At 56.0% G+C, this 20,929-nt stretch carries 3 protein-coding genes and 1 tRNA gene; all 4 read left to right on the top strand.

The genetic code is table 11. From position 1 onward, the window contains the following. Positions 1–9: 9 nt before the first annotated feature. The 4 genes from KJ970_18930 to KJ970_18915 all read left to right on the top strand — a co-directional run bounded on the left by KJ970_18930 (position 10) and on the right by KJ970_18915 (position 20,854). Positions 10–2,265, top strand: a complete 2,256-nt coding sequence (locus KJ970_18930; protein ID MBU2692997.1) for an LON peptidase substrate-binding domain-containing protein — start codon at positions 10–12, stop codon at positions 2,263–2,265. Positions 2,266–2,470: 205 nt separating this feature from the next. Next, positions 2,471–3,751 carry an adenylosuccinate synthase gene (locus KJ970_18925; GenBank protein MBU2692996.1) on the top strand — a complete coding sequence of 427 codons (1,281 nt, stop codon included), beginning with the start codon at positions 2,471–2,473 and terminating at the stop codon, positions 3,749–3,751. A 107-nt stretch (positions 3,752–3,858) separates the two neighbouring features. Then, positions 3,859–3,931, top strand: a tRNA-Lys gene (locus KJ970_18920). Between the two features lie 888 nt (positions 3,932–4,819). Beyond that, positions 4,820–20,854 (top strand): hypothetical protein, encoded by a 16,035-nt coding sequence (locus KJ970_18915; protein MBU2692995.1) that lies wholly within the window; start codon positions 4,820–4,822, stop codon positions 20,852–20,854. The last annotated feature ends 75 nt before the right edge of the window (positions 20,855–20,929 follow it).

Genomic DNA, 20,929 nt, shown 5'->3' with positions numbered 1-20,929 from the left:
TCGGTTCCCTTGGTACCCCTGAGGGATCAAGTCCTTTTCCCAGGGGTCACGATTCCTCTCTATTTTTCACGGCCGGAGACCCGCCTGGCCCTCGAAGCGGCACTCCAATTGGATCGCCGGGTTCTGGTCACGCTGCAGAAAGATTCTATCGAGGATCACCCTGATCCCTCCAGGCTTCACTCGGTGGGGACCCTTGCCAACATCATCCAGGCCGTCGACGGCGAAGCCCCGGGGCTTCGGGTTGTTCTCCAAGGAGAGGTCCGTGCCCGATGGGAGCAGGCAAAGGATCAGGGGGGATGGCAACTTGCCACTGCGGAACTGCTCGGCGATATCCAAGTCGGAAAGAAGCCGGGGATCATAAGAGACCTGGTCCATCTTCGGAGTCTCTTCTCAGAATATTCTAAACTCGAACCGCGTCATTCGCCCGGCTTGACCGAGGAATTGGGGACGATTAGAAGCCCCGCGCAGCTTCTGGAGTTTATCGCGGCCCATCTCCTCGTTTCTCCTTCAAAGAGACAGGAAATTCTGCAGTCACTCGATCTTCAGGACCAGGTGCGACAGCTCGAATCCTGCATGAAGATGGAAATCAGCCGTCTCGCGCCGCCTCATTCAAGGCGGGATCTCCTGACCGAAGCGGGACCTCCTTCCGAGCGCTCTCCGGGCACTGGTGAAGATTTGGTTCGACTCATTCAGTGCAGTGAGCTGCCGAATCCGATCCAGATCCGCGCTCTGGAGGAGGCGCATCGATTATCCCACATGCCGCCCCTTTCACCTGAGGGCGTTGTCGTGCGGACCTATATCGATTGGCTGCTTGCCTTGCCCTGGAAGAAAAAAACCAAAGATCGCACCGATTTGAAAAGGGCCCGGCGCATCTTAAATAAGGATCACGAAGGTCTAGAACCGGTAAAAGAGAGAATTCTCGAGGCCGTCGCTGTCATCCGGCAGACACGGTGTCTGCCTCCGACCATTCTGGCCCTCATCGGCCCGCCGGGTGTGGGCAAGACCAGCCTCGGGCAATCGATTGCCACGGCTCTGGGACGGAAGTTCGCCCGCATCAGCCTTGGCGGCATCCGGGATGAGGCGGAAATCCGGGGGCATCGCCGAACCTATGTCGGATCGATGCCGGGCCGGATTATTCAGGCCCTGCGACGCACCGGAACCATCAATCCCGTATTGATGCTCGATGAGATCGATAAGCTGGGGGCTGATGTCCGTGGGAATCCTGCGGCCGCTCTCCTTGAGATCCTCGATCCCGAGCAAAACAAATCCTTCTCTGATCATTATCTCGAGGTCGATTATGATCTCCGCCAGGTCCTTTTCATTGCGACCGCGAATTCCGTGGTGGGAATTCCTCCGGCCCTAAAAGACCGCCTGGAGATCCTCCCCTTGCCTGGGTATCACGAGGAGGAGAAAGTCCGCATTGCCGTCGAGCATCTCATCCCGAAGATGGAGCGGCTCCACGGTCTGAAGGCAGGAGAGTTGTCGCTGCACGAAGATGAAATTCGGCATCTCATTCGCCACTACACCCATGAGGCGGGCGTCCGTGGTGCGGAGAGGGCTTTGGCGCATCTCTGCCGTCGGACCGTCCTGAGGCAGGTCGAGGGTGGCCCGGCCGGGATCAGTCCTGGTGTAGGCCGCCTGAGGACGGATCTGGGACCGCCTCCCTTCCCCTCACCTGGAATATCCTTAGAGGGCAATATCGGGCGGACGCTGGGTTTGGGAGTGACCTCGGTGGGGGGAGAGGTCTTGCCGGTGGAGGTTATGGTTTTGCCGGGGCGGGGGAAGATCCTTGTTACCGGCGGGGCGGGATCTGCTCTCAAGGATTCTGTTCGAGCCGCTTTAACCTGCGCCAGGGCCCATGGCATCGTCCATCCGTCGGCATCACCGATGGACATCCATGTGCATCTTCCCCGCGGTGAGTTGGCGAAGGACGGCCCCTCCGCCGGAGCGGCGATCTATTTGGCTCTTGTCAGCGCCCTGAGGTCGATTCCGGCCGCCGATCATCTGGCCTTGACGGGAGAAATTACACTCCATGGACGGATCATGCCGGTTGGCGGACTGCGAGAGAAATTCCTCGCCGCCTGGAGGGAAGGAATTCAGTTGGTCCTTTTCCCTGCGGATCAGAGCGCTGATGTCGATGCTCTCCCCGCGGCGGCTCGGGAGGCCCTGCGATGCCTGCCGGTGCGGGAGGCTTCACAAATTTTGGAATATGGCCTCAAGTCCCAATGGTCCGAATTGGCCGACCCCTGTCAACATGCCGCCTGAATCCCACCCCTCGAATAAAATGATCTTTTAGATTCGAATCAGACTCTGAAGGCTTGACGCGAACCACAATAGGGGGGCACCCTCACGTTCGCCGTGGTTTTTCCCGACAAGCTCTCCGAGGGATAAACTTTCCGAAATCGGAGAGAGCGGCTTCATATGCCGTGACGATGAGTTGTGCCAGCTGGAATCGGAATGGAGAGACAAGATGCCGGTAACCGTTGTGGTCGGGTGTCAGTGGGGCGATGAGGGAAAAGGAAAGATCATCGACTCGATGGCGGGAGAGGCCGATTGGGTGGCCCGGTTTCAAGGGGGCGCCAATGCGGGTCACACCCTCTCCGTTGGAGGGAAAACACATGTTTTGCATCTCATTCCCTCAGGCATCCTGCGGCCGGACGTGCGATGCATCCTTGGCAATGGAGTCGTTATCGATCCTTTTGAGCTGCTCAAGGAGGTGGCGGCTCTGGAGGCGGAAGGGATCGATGTGACCAAAAGACTCCAGGTCAGCCGGCATGCTCATTGTGTGACTCCGATCCATCGATGGGAAGAAAGCCTCTCCAGAGCTGATGAAGCGATCGGCACGACCCGGCGGGGAATCGGGCCTTCCTATGAGGGGAAGGTGGCGCGCCGGGGACTCAGAATGGAGGCCTTTCTCGCCGAGGCCCCCTTGCGGGAGGGGCTCGAGAGGGCTTGGGAGCTTTGGGATGCCCAGCGCCTGGCGAAGGGAGCCCCTTTACCAGAGGAGGCGGCCGGAGGGGTGGAGGGGTTGATCCGCCGTTTTCTCGAAATCCGGGAACAGTTGATACCTTTGCTGGAGGATACGACGGGGATTCTCCTGGATGCCGTGAAGCGGGGAGAGAGGATTCTTGCCGAGGGGGCGCAGGGTGCTTTATTGGATGTGGATCATGGAACCTATCCCTATGTCACCTCCAGCCATACTATTTCTGGATCTGTTTGCATCGGACTTGGCCTGCCGCCGACATCGGTCGACCGCATCATCGGAATCGCGAAGGCTTATACAACCCGGGTTGGAGAAGGGCCCTTTCCTACCGAGATGGAAGCAGCCACGGCTGAGCCTTTCCGCCGGCGGGCTGGAGAATACGGGGCGACCACCGGTCGGCCGCGGCGGTGTGGGTGGCTGGATCTTGTCTTGTTGAGGCGGGCCGTGGAGTTGAACGGCGTCACCGGTTTGGTCATAACAAAATTGGACATTCTCCAGGGGATGCGGCCCCTGAAGATTTGTACAAGTTATCAGCTGAACGGGCGTCGCGTCGAGCGTTCAGACGCCAGCCCGATGACACTTAAAAAAGTACAACCTGTTTATGAAGAGGTGGAGGGATGGAACGAGCCTCTTCCGGCCGGATCGGATTGGACCCGGCTGTCCAGACCGGCCCGAATGTATGTGCGACGGATCGCGGAAACGTTGGATTGCCGCGTTGATTGGGTGTCGGTCGGTCCCGAACGGGAATCCCTGATCCGCGTCGGATAGGATGCATCCGATTCCTTTACTTGTTGAAAATCCTGAAGCATTGTACGATGAATTTTGGATGGTCCCTCTCGAAGACCTTTCTTGCGGTCCATTCAATGTGGTTCCATGAGCCGCTAGCTCAGTCGGCAGAGCATCTGCCTTTTAAGCAGAGGGTCCTGGGTTCAAGTCCCAGGCGGCTCACATCCTTTCTTTATGATTTTTTTAATCCCTCCCACATATATTTTTTGGACTTTTGGCTAAAGTGAACCCGGTCCGGGCCGATAGTTGCTTCAAGAGGAAGACTCGGCTTCTAGGTGCATTTGGGGGGGGAAGTCGGGGCAGCAACAGCCCAAAACTCCCAGGGAGGGGAGACCCCAAAAAGGCCCTCGGCTCGGCCCAGAAATCAACATGCCGGGCGGGTGGCAATTCTTTTTATTGACTCAATTCTCCCTCCTTGCTAACTTCGGTCAGGCTTTGGGCTTCCAGCACTTTCATGTATGGAGTGCATACTGGGCCTGAAAAAACCGGCGTATGGAGCGTTTGGAGTCGCACGAGACTCTGATCGCCCCTAAATTTGCCCTTGACAGGGAGTCAGCCCTGTGAGAATTTACGCGCCGATTGTGCACGGACGGTTGTTTGAAGTGCTAGTTGATCAGTCATCAAACCCGTCCAAGGATGGATGGTTGGGGAACTGTGGATGGAACCAGGGTACGGGATGGGAATTCAGGACATCCTCCCTACAGAGGAGACCGGCCGGTCGTCCTTGAGGACGATTGGTCCTTTTTCGTGTTCAAATCTGCAGTTTTCTCTTTACATGAATTCTATTTATGGCAATGGTTTGTCGTCTCAGCGGTTTTCCGCGCCTTGCGCGGCTGATTGTGGTTGAGCGGTCGGGCCTCCTTGGAGGTCCAGCCGTCTCATTGTGTCATGTGGTATAGCGAAGACATGGGTAAGGTAATTCCCAGGAGGGTGCCGGTGGAATCTGGACAGTTTTCCGGGTCGAATCCCGGATGGAAGGGCGGTACACGACGGAAGGGCTTCACCCGTGGAATCCGTTCCCGCTCGGTGGAATCGAAGGAGGGACGCGGCATGAGTCGGAAATTTTGGACGCCTGTCATCGTTGGATCAGCGTTGCTGATAGCGCTGGCCGGGTTGTGGATCGGCGCAGTCCAATCGGACTTGCTAAGTGTCGAGCCTCGAAACAACTCAGTCATTAACTATCCCGCTTTTCCCTCCGACGGTGGGCCCTACTTAGTGGCGGCCACCTACTGGCCGGATGGTGGAGGAGCTGATCCGGAGCTCATTCTCGTCTTCAACGAGGACTTGAATGCCTTGCCGGATGAGAATGATTTCGAGGCTACGTTTGATATGACGGGAGCCACCTTCGCATTCGACGGAGGAGGCTTTAACAATGTTGTCGTTGTGACGGACTTTGATGCAGGGTTCGTCAACGATGGCACGGAACAGATCCGGTTGATTGCTCCCGACGTCGTCAAGGCTGTCGGCGGCAATGTCGGGAACCGTCAGACCACCTGGATTGCTTTCCAGCGGGGTCCCGTCATGATTGACGTGGAATTACAGGCCGCACTGAACAGTAATCCCGATGATGATCTGTTCCGTGTGACGTTTGACCACGACATTTTGGCGTCAACATGTGAAGGGGACGATTTCGAGGATACGGCCGAACTATCCGATATGGACGGAGCGACCGAGATCGATGTCAACTTCAACGTTGATGACAGAACGGCGGATATCGATCGCGCGATTGGAGCGACCAATCATTTCCGTATGTGTCGCCCGGGCGTGACCGAATTGAATCTGGCGGCGTCGTCGGTGCGTTGGGATTCGGACAATATCAACAACTCTGTTGCGCAGAGATGGGTCACAACGAACCAGGGTCCGATCCTTCGCGCGGCTTACTATAACGATCATGACGATGTCGATACGGGCAATGATGAGCTCTGGATTACCTTAGACGAGCCGATGGATCCCAATTCCTTCTTGGATTGGTTCGATGATCATTTTGCCGACGACGGCAACTGGGGTATCGACGCCAATAGCGGCGCCTTCAATACCCCCTTCATCGGCTCCTACAGCGCCACGTTCTATATCACCGATATGACCTTCAACGTGGTGGGCAGCAGTGTTCCCGTCGATGGCGACGAGATAAATACCGCTGTCAACGCTCTTGATGATTATCAAGGCGCCGCCCAGACAATGCCGGGCAACACGGTCGCGATTAACCGTGGACCGGGAATCATTCGCGCCATTTACGATGATAAGCAGACATCAACGGCGACGGATGATGAGTTGGTCATCTATACCAACGAAGAATTGGTCTTCGCCGATCTCGATACCACAGACTTCGAGGTGGTAGGATTCAACTTCGAATCGGGTATCGACGGCGGAACTTATGATTCCCCCGAAGGCTTGGGCCGAATCGTCTTCCGCGGCTTCACGACGGTCGTTCCTGTCGGATGCCAAATCCGCGGCGCCGCCGATGCAACGCCGATCACCGGTGATCAGAGTGGTGATGATTTCGATTACGATAGCTGGGTTCTCATCGAAGACGAATCCAGACCATGGCGGATGGAAGCGGTGGAAGATCCGCTCCTAACCTATGATCGCTGGGATGGAACAGCGGCTGTCGACTCAATGTTCCTCGGCTGGGATGAAGCCGGGACCATCGATGACAGCAACCAATATCTGCTATGGGTGGCCAAGGGGGATACTCCCGCTTCGACGGTTGAGAGTGTCACCTGGGCTGACAACTACATCGGCAACGCCATTCCTGTGGGGAACCGCACAAGCGCTTTTCTTCACACCAATCAGCAGATCGTGATTCTGATCGATCCTGATGGCGATGAGCCGGCTTTTGCCCCTTATGTTCAAAGAACAGCGGATAGTCAGGATATTGAAGAGGGTGACCAGCTTTGGTTCCTTCTGGCGCCCGTCGACGGGTCAGGTAACGCCCAATGGGTATCCCAGACCGGTGGCGAGGCCCTGATCTTCGGCGGGTTCGTTGTTGGACCCCTTTGCCCGCCTCGTGACTATATCTCTGTGAATAGTTTCCCGTCCGTGGCTGACTCCACCAGCTGGGATCATGATGTGATCCACGTTGTGGGCGACAGCATCCCGGGCTTTGGAACTGTCTACACAGTCTATGGCGATCCCGGCGCCGTGCCCTGCGAGGCCGATTCCGTCAGGATCTACTTGGATCACACTGGTGATGTTCCGGCGGGCGCTATGGTGGTCAACAGCCCCGTTGATGCCGGTGATGAGAGCTTCGCGCCGGTCGTTCTGAATCCTGATGGCGCCCCGTTGATGCTGGGCGCGAATCAAGCTCAGACCCTCTACATCTGGGCGGTGAACGACGGTGATTTGAGCCAGGATCCGGATGGTGCCGGCCCCTTGGCCGGTTTTGCCACGACAAGGAACTATGCTGGCCCCGATGCAGCGGGCGGTATTCCCTTCGATCAGGAGAAACCGTCTCTCGTCGTTGCGACGGCAGAGCCCTACGATGCGTGGAATCCGCACCGGATCTATAACAATATGGATTATGTCAATATCCGGTTGCAGGCGAGTGGCATGTTCGATGTCGACGGCGACGCCGTTGCAGACGCCACCGGAAACGCCATTCTCGCGATTTGGGCGGATTTCACCCAAATCGATCTCGCGACCGGCAGTATTACGAACTTTGGCACACCGGCCGATTCGATCTGGTTCGTCTCCATGGGCGCCGACCAGATTGATAACGATCTCGACTGGGACTATGTGGCCTTCACCGACGATGTGGGTCTTGACGGCGTTGCCGCCACAAACGACCCCGGCGAAGGTGATGAATTGCCGACATTCGGTGATCCCTTCGTCGATGAGAACGGTGACGGCGATTGGGATGAGGGTGAAACCTTCCTCGATGTCGTGAATGCCGAGTCCGATCAGCAGGGTGTCTTTAACCCCGGCGAGCCCAATCTGGATTCGCAGGATTCCGATGAGTTCAGCTGGTATGAAATCCGCTCCAATAAGGCGGGTCTGGCTGAGCGCGGCGATATCCGTCAGGGTTATCATGTCACCGAAGCCATTACGTCAAAGGATCTGCCGACCTTTGTCGAAATGTTCAACCTCCCGGTTGTTCTGCATGTTGAGGACAACGGTGTGGGCACCGTCTTTGACGATTCCCCGCCCGATCCGACACTCGACCGGAGTCTTGAGCAGTTCGCCACATTTAACGGCGGCGATCCTACCAAGCGGTTTATTCTCGAGATGGACGATGTCGTTCCCACACCGATTGAGTGGACCAGCATCGAGCTGGGTGGGGCCGGCGGTACGGAACTTCTCGAGCCGGGTGATCCGACAACGTATAACCTGGGCCGCTATGTGAACCTTGAGGCTTCAGCCCTCTCCGACTATGACGTTCTGAATCTGCAGATGCAGGTTTACACGCCGACGGGTGGGTGGCAGCCGATCGCGACAGACTTCTACGACAACGGTCTCTTCAGGGACGTGGGCAATGACGGGGCTCCGGGTCTCGAAGGTTACAACGAAGATGCCTTCCTCTTGCCGAACGCTGGGACACCCCCGGCCGGCTACGAGCCTCAGGGCGGAAGCCCCGATCCTGAGGGGCTTGTGAGTGCGCTCGAGAGCGACGGCGTCGATAACGATGAAGATGGTACGATCGACGAAGTGGGTGAAGGTATCGACCTTCAGGACCCCGATGTTGTCGACGCCAGCCAGACTTCAGAGACCGATGACGGCGTGGCTCCGCTCGATGGAATTCACTCTGAGAATGACTACACTGATAATGATAACGACGCCTTCTTTGTCTATGACGCCTACACAGGGGCGATCACTTGGTACAACATTGATGAGCGTCGTGAAACGTCGGTAGGCTCCGGTGTCGATGATGACCTCGACGATGATAATGACGGAGATACCGACGAAGCCGATGAAGCGCCTGAAGGTGAAGGCTACGATCCTCGTTATGATAATGATGAGGACGGAATCATGGGTGGCCAGAAGGTCGCCATCCAGGTGGGTGTTGGAACAAATATGGTCCTGTTCCGCCAGCCCGGCTACAACGGTATGATCTATGTCGATGCTTCGCACGTCATGGGTGACCGTTTGGTCGGCGGCGCCGCGAATACGGCTCCATTCTATGCCAACACGACGGCCTACACCGAAGTGGCTCCCGAAGGGTTTGAGGTTCTGACCCTGTCCTCACGGACAGGTGGAACGGCGCCTTGGACGGCCCTTGGAGCGACTGCTGGTGCTGATTCGACGGCTACACAAGTCTTTAATTATGCAACATTGAAAGATGATGACCTTGATTTGGGCCTCATCACGAACCTCTTTGGCCTCACGGCCGACGGTATTACCGAATACAAAATCCGGGCGAATGCTTGGGATCAACCAGGTAATACCAATGCGGCTTCAAGTGAGGAATTGGTTTTCACCGTGGACCTGACAGCTCCCACGGCGATGATTCCCGGATGCGGCGACACACCGACGGAAGATCCGCCGGCTGATTTCGCCGATGTCAATTTGGATACGCCCATGATCGAGATCTACGATGCCGGTAAGCACCCGGCAACGTACACGCTCGAAGCCGATGCCGAATCTGACACCAAGATCGTCACCTTCGCCGAGTCCTATGACGGCGGTACGACATGGACCGACATCGGAACGGATAATGATGCGCCGTTCACGATCGAGTGGCCGGCTTCTGGTGCCATGTACACCATGAACAACTACCCGGCCGCCAACGCGGATACTGTTCTCTTCAGGGCTCTTGCCGAGGATGCTTTCGGCAATATGCAGCTTGAAGTCGATGCCTGTATCTTAACGGTGAAGGTTATTGACGGAACCAACCCGAGCACGGCGCTCACCAAGTTGACCTGGGCTGGTGGTTCCGATCTTGATCTCACCAATGGCGCGACCTTGCCTCAGGATTACACGGTGAATATCTGGGTCAGCATCGAGGATAACGATGTTGTTGATATCGACCCCACGGCCGGTATCACACTTGTTCCTCTGACATGGTGCGGTGGTCTTGATATGCGCCCGGGTGATCGAGCCGTTAATGATGACGCCGCCGGCGGAATCGACGGTCAAGGCGTGCTCGATACCAATGGTTTGCCCGATGATCCTGGTGAATACGTCGGTACTTGGCCCGGCACGGGTCCGGACGGCGCGGATGCCGCGGACGAGTGGGGCACAGCCGGCACCGACGATTATCGGACAAATGATATTTACAAAATCGTCTTTGAGATGAGAGAAGTTCCCGACGGCGACTGGGAGCAGATCGACACGGTTCTTGGAACAATCGTTACCGATGGTGGCGAAGTTCAGACGGTCGACTTTACCCAGCCGGTTAAGGTCGCTTGGAACACGATGGGTCTCGACGGCGATTACGATCTGCGCGCCTGGGCCTGCGATATCGAAGGCAACTGCAATACGATCGAGACGCAGATCACCACGGTTACGATCGTGAGTGAAGGCCTGCGCGCGTACATCCAGTATATCGAAGACATGACATTGCCGTACTCGTTGTACGCGATCCACTACATCCATGATTACGAGATCAAGGAAGTGGCGTTGCAGTACTACTTCGACGCTGACGGCGATGGATGTTGGAATGACGGAAACAATTGGAAGACGATCGACATCATCGGCGAAGCCGTTGCCGACAAGAAGGGTGATGTGGCCCTCTATCAGGGCGACGGCACCTACTCGGTTTACGATGTCGCCGGCCAGCCCGTCATGGATCTCACCCCTGGTGGCGGTCCTGCCGGTTGGTACGGCTATGTTGACGCTGATGGCGATGGTTATAGCTCCAAAGATCCAGTGGTCCTCGATGCCGATGGGGACAATCTCTATGACACCGGTGAGGTCGTAGCCATTGGAAGCCCAACGATTGGAGATGCCTTAGTGCACTTCAACACGGGTGACGATGTCCTCGATTTCTACGTTGATCTAGATACCAGCGCGAGTTTGAGTCCGGCTGACTGGATCCTTCGTCATAACCGCTTGCAGGGCGATAATGGAACCACAGACCTCTGGACCACGAACTGGGATCCGACGGGTCTGGCCGATGGCAACTATCTCGTGAGAGCTGTTGCGACCGATGAAACCGGTTCCATCGACGATTCGACAAAGGCCTGCACCGATCCTTCACCGATACCGGTCGAGGAGTTCACTTGGGATACCATTGCGCCAACAGTGGTTCTTACCGAGATAGTGCTGCCTGATTTGTCGACTATTGAATTGGGTACGTTGACAATGACGACGCCCTTCGTACCGGGCGTTAACAAGTTCGTCAAGCTTGTGGCCGAGGTTGCGGATGATGACATCGAAGATGTTCTCATCGAGTACCGCATCCCGCCGACTGTGACCTGGACGGCCCTCGATTGGAACGACGATGACGACTTCTTCTCGGACATCGACGGAACTGATGGCTTCCAGGCAACCGACGGTGACGCCGGAACGCTGGATGACGAACTCTTTAACGATCTCAACGGGAACTTCCTGTATGACGGTCCGAGTGTCGATTTCGTCCGCTCCGCTGGTGATAACGGCGTGGTGGACACACCCCTCGGATGGCCTTTGCTCCCGATGGTGAGCGAGGAAGATCCTGCGGTCTTGGCGGATGATGATGGCGACGGCGTAAATAATGAGGACCTCAGCACAGACCCTGAGATTCCCAGTGCTCCGTACTTCGTCTACATCCCGCTCTTTGAGGGTGGTGTTTGGGATCTCGCCACCGACACGAACATTCTTCTGAGGGCCACGGCCACAGATGAGATGGGTCTTGTCGGGACGGATGAGGTTGCTGTGATCTTCGGTGAAAACGCCGGTCCAGAGACCGACGTCATCGAGGTCTTCGACGATGGTGGTCTCGCCGTGGATGTCTGGCCAACGGTCAGCGACGGCGATGATGTCGATATCCTCGATTCCTCCGTCAACGAACTTGAAATCTTCGTTACGGCTGAGGATGTGACAGCAATCGATCACGTCGATCTCATGTATCGACTGGCCGTATCCAATACAAGCTGCTACGACGATCTCACGATCGCGGAGCGCCTGTGGATGTCGGCGAGCGATGCGGGGATGACGGCGAAGGATACCGAATACCCTTACAATTTCGTGCTGGACATCTCCGGTCTGCCCGATGGGATTTATGAGTTCTATCCCATGGGTGTTGATCGCAATGGGAATATGACCAAAGCCCCCGCGAATCCCTATGGATTCAAGAGATTCCTGCACGGAGCCGAGGACTTCGCCTTTGTCTCAAGTCCGGATCCGGATGAAGCCGCGATTGAGATCGCCGAGGGTGACGAGCTTGTCATCCATGGCGAGCTCCTGGATGAGACCTATGAACCGACAGTCATGGTCTCCTTCTACTTCGCGCCGAGGATTCTGGATGAGGTGATCGATCCGGCCCTGATTTCCCCGACATGGCCTCATGACGCCGTGCTGAATGACGGAACCCTAACGGTTCTCAATCCCGGCATCGGAGAAGCCATTGTCCTCACGATCAACGGTGTGGAGGCGACCTGGGTTTCGAGCGGCACGATCGGCATGTACAGCACAGCCGATTATTATACCGTCATCGGGTCCACGGTGCGCTTCGCCGCCAGGCCCGCCCCGACCGACGATATCATCGTCGATTACAACTATGCGGGTAGCTGGACGGCTATCGCCACCGGCGATTCGTGGGCGCCTTATTCCGTCGAGTGGTCACCGGCCGATGGCGGTGTGCCCTATCGCTCTGACCTGGGATGGGATGACGCCGACGCCTATGATCTTGTCGCAATCGCTCATTTCGATGTGAACGGTGACGGCGTGATCAACTCCTGTGACTACTCCGAGCAGATCGCCAGTGAAGGCAACTACATCGTTCTAAAAGATGTATCGCGGCCGATGGTTACGGTTCTCGGTTTGACCCGTGACACCACGCTGCCGAACCCCGACTTCAACTGGCCGGGCAACCCGCTGTTTGAATCGATCGCCGGCAATGTCGAGAACAAGCTGAGCGGTGAAGAGACAGATGTCTTCATCCTTGCAGAGGATGTGGGCGGCAGCGGGATCGCCAGTGTGGATCTGACGATCACAGCTCAGGTCGTGGGCCTGACGGAGCAATCCTTCACGGTTCCGGCGACCAAGATCACCACATTGATGGATTACATTGACATTCCGATCACCATGTACCCTGAGGACTATTACCTCACATACGCAAACGACACGCGGGTGGACCCTGCGCAGATCGAGAATGTCATTCTTGAGATCACCCAAACTGTCACCAAGGACGTACCGATGGTCCGTCAGTACGAGATGGAATTGCAGGCTGACGGAAGCTATCGGGCCGACGCGCGTTTCGATGTCGATATGATCTGGGCCTACAGATTCATCATCGACTTGGTAGGCGATGAGCAGGTCAGCGTGGTTGATGCCAGGAATAATTTCGAGTTTATTCCTGACAAAGAATTGAACTATGCATCGTACCTGAAGATTCCCGCGACGCCGTTCTGGTATGTCCATATTGAGAACCGTGACGCTGCGACAACTCTCTATCAAAATGCCGTTCACCGCGCGATCGCGACGGTGACCGACAATGAGGGGAATGTCGGAACAAACCTCAATGCAGAGACAATCTGGCCGGTCGCCAAGACCGCTGGAGCGCCTCAGGGACCGATCGTTTTCTTCTGGGATCCGATTGCGCCTGAAGTGACGAATCTCTGGGCACCCAGCTCTATTGTCGGTCCGATGGTCGACACCGACATCTATGCTGAAGTCCATGACTTTGAGGGGAACCCCGGCATCATCACCGTGGCTCAGGTGATCTTTGAGTACACTCCGAACGGCATCGATTGGATCCCGTTCGGCATCGATGACGATCCGACCGATGGCTGGTCGATGCCCTTCCCACCGGCTGCGCCTCTAGTTGGCCCGATTCCAGCGTTCCATGCGCCGGATGATGACAACTATGACAATGATGGCGACGGCCTCTACGACGAGGAAGACGAAGCGACCGCCGATTACACCATCCGGGTTGTCGTCGAGGATGAAGCTCTGAACTCCGGATTCTCCGATGCGCAGACTCCAGCGGTGACGATGGTTGTGACCTATGACGGGACCATCCCGATGGCCACGCTGACGGCGCCGTATGATGGATACCTGTTCCAAGTCGGAGATTTGGTTCATGTCGCCGCCACGGCCAGTGATGATGGCGCGATCCACCATGTTCAGTTCCAGTACAAAGATGGACGGCATGTCTGGACCGACACGAACGGCGACGGCCATTACACATCCGGCCTAGACGAAGTCTGGGAAGAAACTGATCCTTATACCATGCCGCCGGTTTATGATGACGGCACCGATACACCGGTGTGGGATGGTGGTGACGGATCGTTTGACACAGCCGATTTGACCGAGGGTGATTTCTGGTTCGATATCGACCAGACACCGCAGGATAACGGCGATGATCCTTGGGACATGACCGCTCCTTACGAGGTCGACTGGAACAGTAATGAGTTCTGGTGGACTGAGAACGACACCTATGTCTGGTTTGGAGCGAAGGCTGTTGATACCGTCATGAACGATTACAGAGATGAGGTCCTGACCGTTGCCAGCGACATGGTGGGTGCGTCGGCCTACATCGCATGGATCAACGATGAGACGATCGGCGCCGATGAGGTGAAAGCCGTCAAGGGCACGATCAGCGTCTACGGTCCAGTGATGAACCCCGACTACACCGCCTTCGTCACGCTGCGCTACGCCAGTGCCGCTCTCGAAGGTGAAATCACCGTTGGTATCGACGAGAGTCCGTTTACAGCGGATCCTCCGGGTCCGACACCGGCCGGTGACTCCTATTATATGATCGCCTTCGACACCGACATGGTGCCCGAAGGTATCTACACCATGTGGGCCTTCGCCACGGATCAAGACGGCAACGAGGCTGAGAATCCTCTCTCCGTCCAGATCCGCGTCGATCGAACACCTCCGGTGGTGGCTTACGATGTTTGGGGTGGTGGTTTCACAAATACCGCGCCGTACACTGATGACGGCATCCCGAGCAACAGCAGTCTTGCCATTTTGCCGGATGAGTTCACACGCGACGTCTTCTTCTACGTCACGACGACCGATACCGATGTCGAGGGGATCTACCTTGAGTTCCGCTATGCCAGCGACCCAGCCGGGTTCTGGCGTACGACCGGGCTCCTTAGCGGCGATCCTTCTTTGATGTTCGATTACGAACCGAATCTAGACATCGGTGCTAATCAGGTCTGGCGTTTCCACGTGGAAGACTGGGCCGACATGGTCACAGCAGATGATGGTCCGGCTCAGTTCCGCGGCAGAGCGGTAGATGGGGCGGGTAACGACAACAGCCTCCAGACCGATGTCATGGATCTCACGATCGATACCATGACGCCGACGATGTGGGATTGGGAAGATGATTCCCCCACGGATCAGGTTGAGTCTGGTGATGTCGTGAACTTCGTTATCTCGCTCAAGGATGCGAGCACGGATGTGTTCTCCGGACGTCTCGAGTATGCGGTGAACGGTACGAGTAACTGGGTCATCGCCGGCTCGATTGATTGGGAAGGTGTGGGTGTCGACACTGAGAATTGTCTCTGGAAGGGCGAATTCGCCTGGACGGCTCCGATGGTCTACATGGATACGGCTTACAAATTCCAGGTAGTCGTCAGAGATGTCGTTCTCAACGAGGCTGATCTTGGTCACCCGCTGTCCACGACCATTACGGTCGAGGACAACATCCCGCCGGACCACACCAAGATGTTCCATGTCGCTGCGGAGACATACTGGCTTGAAGATTCGGGTGATGGCATATCCGATGACCCGTATGACCCCAATGCCGATGATGATATCTTCATTGATCTGAACGATGACGGCGCTTTCACACTCGGCACCGATTACGTGATCAGTGAAGGAAAAACTCAGGGCGTGGTTGCCGGCACGCCGGCACTCTATGCGGGTAACGACTGCAACACCTGGCCGCGGTTCTACGATGAAACCTTCCTCACAGGAAGCGATGATATCGGCACGGTTGCCAGGGAAGTTGTTCTTGTCGCCCGGACCTGGGCTGATGATGAATTGCAAGACGTCGGCCTCCATCATGTCACCTTCCTGGTGATTAATGATGCGACCGGTGACACCACCACCATCGGACGGGACGAGTACAAACCGTTCTTCCCGCTCTATCTGTGGCACCAGATCTGGAACACGATGGAGCTGAATGACAACGGCGAGCGCGTCTATCCTGATGGTCTCTATCATATGACCGCATTCGCTGTGGACGGCGAGGGGAACTTGGAGGATATCCACGACGGCAACCAGGAGTGGTTCCCGGTCACCGTGGATAACACTGAGCCCATTGCGACCATGGATGCCGATATTAATATGGAAGGTATCCAGACCACAGCTACGGTAGAGAGGAACTCTGTCTTCACGCTGTTCGCCTTTACCGAGACCGAACAGGAAGACGACAATGTTTACTTCTGGTACAAACGGAGTCGTGACCAGAACGTCACAGGTTCTTACCGTGCGGTGAGTGGGACATGGGACGCCGACTATCCGAACAATGACGGCAATCCGGATTACACGCGGCCCTATTCAATGGATCTGGATCTCTCGATAACACCGGATCCGATTACGAATGAGCCGAATCCGGATGCTCTCGATCCGTTGGTTGTCGGTGAGTCGTATGACTTCGTTGCCGAGGCGGGCGATATCGTCTGCAACGCCGATTTCTATACCACGGCTTACGATGACGGCCGCCATATCACGCTGACGATTGAAGACACGATGGCTCCGATCGTTTGCATCACCTCAATGAAGAGGAATATCGGGGATACGACAACGATCGAAAATCCCGATTCCGTCCATGCCGCATCGATTGATTGGATCAAGGCGACCAACTTCGCCTCCGATCTGGATCTCGTAACGGTGGACTTCCTCTATCGCAAGGCCGGGACGACGGATAACTGGAGTCTCGCCGATGCGGATGTCTTTGAGGTGGGCGACACTTATAGTACAACTTGGCAGCTCGGCGAATGGGATCTCCAGGCTCTTGATCACAATGTCTGGTACGAGGTCGTTTCGGTCGGTACGGATGATGTCGGCAACTCTGATTGGGTTGAAGGCGCCGCTAACCCGACCTCCTGCGACCCGCTCTACATCTATGTAGACTACGAGGCCCCGGAGTTTGTTTGGTACCATCCGACCGAGGATGCGACGACGATCTGCGACTACGAGAATGTTGCCTATGGTAATAACGGGCAAAGAAGAGTCCTCGATGTCATCATCGAGGTTCCTCGAGTTGCGGGTCAGCCGGAGCTGACGAACGATATCGATGATGTCGTTTGGGAATGGAAGAAGACGGGTGACCCGATTACGTCCTACTCGACGAGCCGGTTCGCCAGTGATGAGCTCCATGACGACATCATGAATACTTATGCCACGACATTTATGATCTATGACAATGGCGATGGAGGGTCGGATGTGACGGCGCATCTTGCCACCGGCCTCTATGACTTCCGTTCCACGATCATCGATGTCGCCGGCAACGGTGTGATGGGCGAACTGAAGGGTCTCGTGTATGACAAAGAGAAACCAACAGTCGACATTACAAATATTGAGAACGCGGATCCCGATCCGACGCAGGATCCCATTGACTTCGGTCAAACGACCAATGTCACACGGGGTATGTCGGTCAAGGTATTCGCAACAGCCGATGATGATGAGCTGAACTTGCCGCGGGCGAAGGAAACGCACATCAGCCAGATCTGGTTCACCGTCCAGCGCGCGGGTGAGGATATCACCCACGATCTCGGAACGATTCAATTCGATCCGGATGATTGGGGTGATCAGACGGATGTCGAGGCTTGGGTGATCTGGAACACCACGGGTCTGGAAGAAGGCACCTACTGGCTCGTAGCCTACGCTCTTGATGAGTGCGGCAATGAGTCGTACTCCAGCACCGTGGATGTCGTGATCACCGATATGGAGCCTCCGACAGCCCGTATCGCCTGCCTAGATCCTGATCTCGAGCCGCACGGCAATGATCCGAAAACTCACATTTGGATCTATGCTGTTGCGGAATCCGACCCTTACATCGTCGATGTTCTCTTCCAGTACGACATCGTTGGTGACGAGCCGGATGAGGGCTGGGTCAACATCGGAATAGGTGAAGAGGTTGTCTGTCCCTCACAGGAAGATTCTCCGTACACCACTGAAGAGCTGTGGCGTGCCCGGATCGAGTCCTCACTCTTCGCAGACGGCACCGTATTAACTTTGCGGGCTCTTGCGAAGGATGAAGCAGGCAATCGTTACGGCGATGTCGATGGCGAGCCTGTACCGACGCTCAATGTGACGGTACAAACACTGGCCGACGGCACTGTTGTCTTTGTACCTGTCCGGACCGAGCCGCTCGAGTTGGCCATTGCCCAGATACGCTCACAGATTCTCACCGTCAATGAGGCTACCTTGGTCGTAACGGCTGAGATGGCTAATGCAGACGATGTACCGCGTCTCGTGATGCGGGGTGAGAACTCAAATGATATCTATCAGGACGTGCCGATGGTCATCACCATGACGCGCACTATCGATAATCCGCTCAAGTGGAGAGCGTATATCGATACCGATGCCCTCCTTTGCGGTTGTCCCAGCGATGGTGGGTCGGATGAATCGTGCTTCTGCGGTACGATCTCCTACTGCGTGTCGGCGCTTGATGACGATCTCGTCACCGACCTGAAGGGTGAGACGATTGGTGTCTACCCTGTAACCGAGCAGCTGGGCAGCAACGGCACGGTTTCAATCGTTGCCTATGGTGAACTCGGTGCTTCGGGTATGGTCCCGGCCTTCAGCGGTGATACCGGATGCCTCCTCTTGGCTCCGGCCGAACGTCCTGATCTAAATGCGGATGAGGCGCAATATGTCACGCCGATCGAGAACACGACCTACCATGTCCAGTTGCTGGGCGCCTCAGATACTGAAGGGTTCCGTAAGGGATTCGAGGCCGTTGTCAGCATCTACTATGACGAGGCAGATCTCGCGTCTGCGGAAGGTGTTGATCTCGAAGCGATTGATGAAACAATTCTCACGGTTCGTACATGGGATGCGGATTGGAACATCACCGGTAACACACTGAGTGATGTAACACCTGTCCCTGAGGAGAATCGTGTATGGTTCCGCGTCTCGAATCTCACGCTGCCGAGTGACAAGTCAGAGTGCGAAGAGTGTACAGGAACCAATCCATACTTCACACTCGTGGTGCCCAACCAGACAGCACCGGTCGTTGTCACAAGCATCCTGCCCTCGAGTCCTTATCCGGGACGGCAGAATTGGACGGATGCCGATCCTATCTTCACGGCGTACCTGCGTGAGGTGGGTGGCCAGGAGGTCGATTGGACGACGGTTCAGGTTCAGATTGACGGCCTGACGGTCGCCTACGTCCTCGGCTACGATGACGGCGGATCCGATCCTTCCGGTGAGTACATCACCTGGGCGTTGGGTAACGGTGTCTTCAGGTTGGAAGAGGCTGATCAATCAGATAATCTGTACCAGATGGTCTACCGTCACTCGACCATTCAGGAAGATTGGTACGATGAATTGCGGGATCCGGAAACCGGTGCCTATCTGCCGCATAAATTCAATGTGCGTTTCAAGGCAGTGAACGGCCCGGATGAGTGGATTGAGTTGGCCGGACATGGCAGCCCCTACGAAGACTTCTATGTCGACCGCACACCGGTCTACATCAACTTCCAGGGCGGCTTTGTACAGAACCCTCTCTTCCACAATGTCGCCGGGTACTTTAACCCGCTGGCAACAGACTACCAAGACATGCTGACCGTCTGGTTGTATGACGATGGAAGCGGTGTCTTCTTCCGCCGTGATCGGATGGAATATCTGAGGGATCTGAATTGTGACGGCGTACTCGATCCTGCGGATCTCCTCTCCGAAACCCTGCCTTCTCCTGGCGTGGATTGGGTGGATTGGTGGTACTGGGATTACTACGAGGGAGGCGAGGGCTGGTGCTGGCTGCCCACAGAATTCGGTTTGAAGTATGACCTCTGGCTCATCGATCGTGAGGATGATCAGCACGATGTCGATGAGATCGAAGAGAGAGTTCTGCTCCACACCGGGACACCGGGCGAGCTGCTGCCGTTCCTCGAACCGCAACTTGATCAGTACAGTCCTCGTGAGGGCGATACGTTGAAAGTCAGGTTGCCGATCGTGGGTGACAGTATCATTAAGGACGGCGATATCATTGAGGTGACTCTCTACAGCCATAAGACCATCGAAGAGAACAGCGATGGTGACACATACGGCTGCTCCGTGACGGATACCCTGTACATTGATGGTGATGTGGTACTCGTTGGACGGGATTGCTGGTGGGATGAAGAGAGTCAGGAGATGCACCTTTATCATCAGGGCATCTTGGATCATGCGCGGAATGCCGGAGAGACCTTCGTTGAACAACGGTTCATCGTGGATGTCACCGGTCCGCAGGTTACGTTCAACATGCCGCTCCGAATGGATCCTGAAACTGGTATCGCGCTGGATATGACCTTGTGGGATGCCTCGGCTGGTGTCGCTGTCTACAGCGTCTCAGTCAAGGATGCAAACGGTGAGGAGATGGACATTACAGATCCTGTCTTCGTGAACGGTCATTACACCGGTACCGTTGAGGGACCGTTGCCGACCGGTACTTACATGGTGAATCTCTCCATTACAGACCGTGTCGGTAACACGACCGTTATGACACAGGAGCTGAAGGTCCAGAGCGCAATCCTGACGATGACGGAAGCGCATAGTTATCCAAACCCATTTAATCCTAGTGAAGGCAACGCCCAGATTACCTTTAACCTCTCGATGGAGGCTGAGGTGTCGGTGAAGGTGTATGACTTCGCAGGGGATTATGTAACAACGTTGGCAACGCATGAACTCCTCGGTGGCACGGATGAGGACGTGTCGATTCCTTGGAGTGGCCAGGCTGGCGGGGCGGATCTTGCCAATGGTGCGTACATTGTCCGCATCACGGCGAAGGATCCTGATACCGGCCGGGTTGAGCAGACCAACGTTAAGATCGTGATCTGGAGAGAGTAATTCCACCGGCGCGGGGTGGGGCTTCAGGGCTTCACCCCGCACCCTTCCCTCAGGCTGGAATGGACGACGGGTTCA

The sequence above is a fragment of the Candidatus Eisenbacteria bacterium genome, assembly GCA_018831195.1.
In the GTDB taxonomy this organism is placed as follows: domain Bacteria; phylum Eisenbacteria; class RBG-16-71-46; order CAIMUX01; family JAHJDP01; genus JAHJDP01.
This window is presented reverse-complemented; position numbering and strand designations above follow the sequence as displayed.

What these genes read in the sequence shown, in the direction of transcription:
- KJ970_18925 (MBU2692996.1), top strand. Translation starts at nt 2,471, where the DNA reads ATGCCGGTAACCGTTGTGGTCGGGTGTCAGTGGGGCGATGAGGGAAAA.
- KJ970_18915 (MBU2692995.1), top strand. Translation starts at nt 4,820, where the DNA reads ATGAGTCGGAAATTTTGGACGCCTGTCATCGTTGGATCAGCGTTGCTG.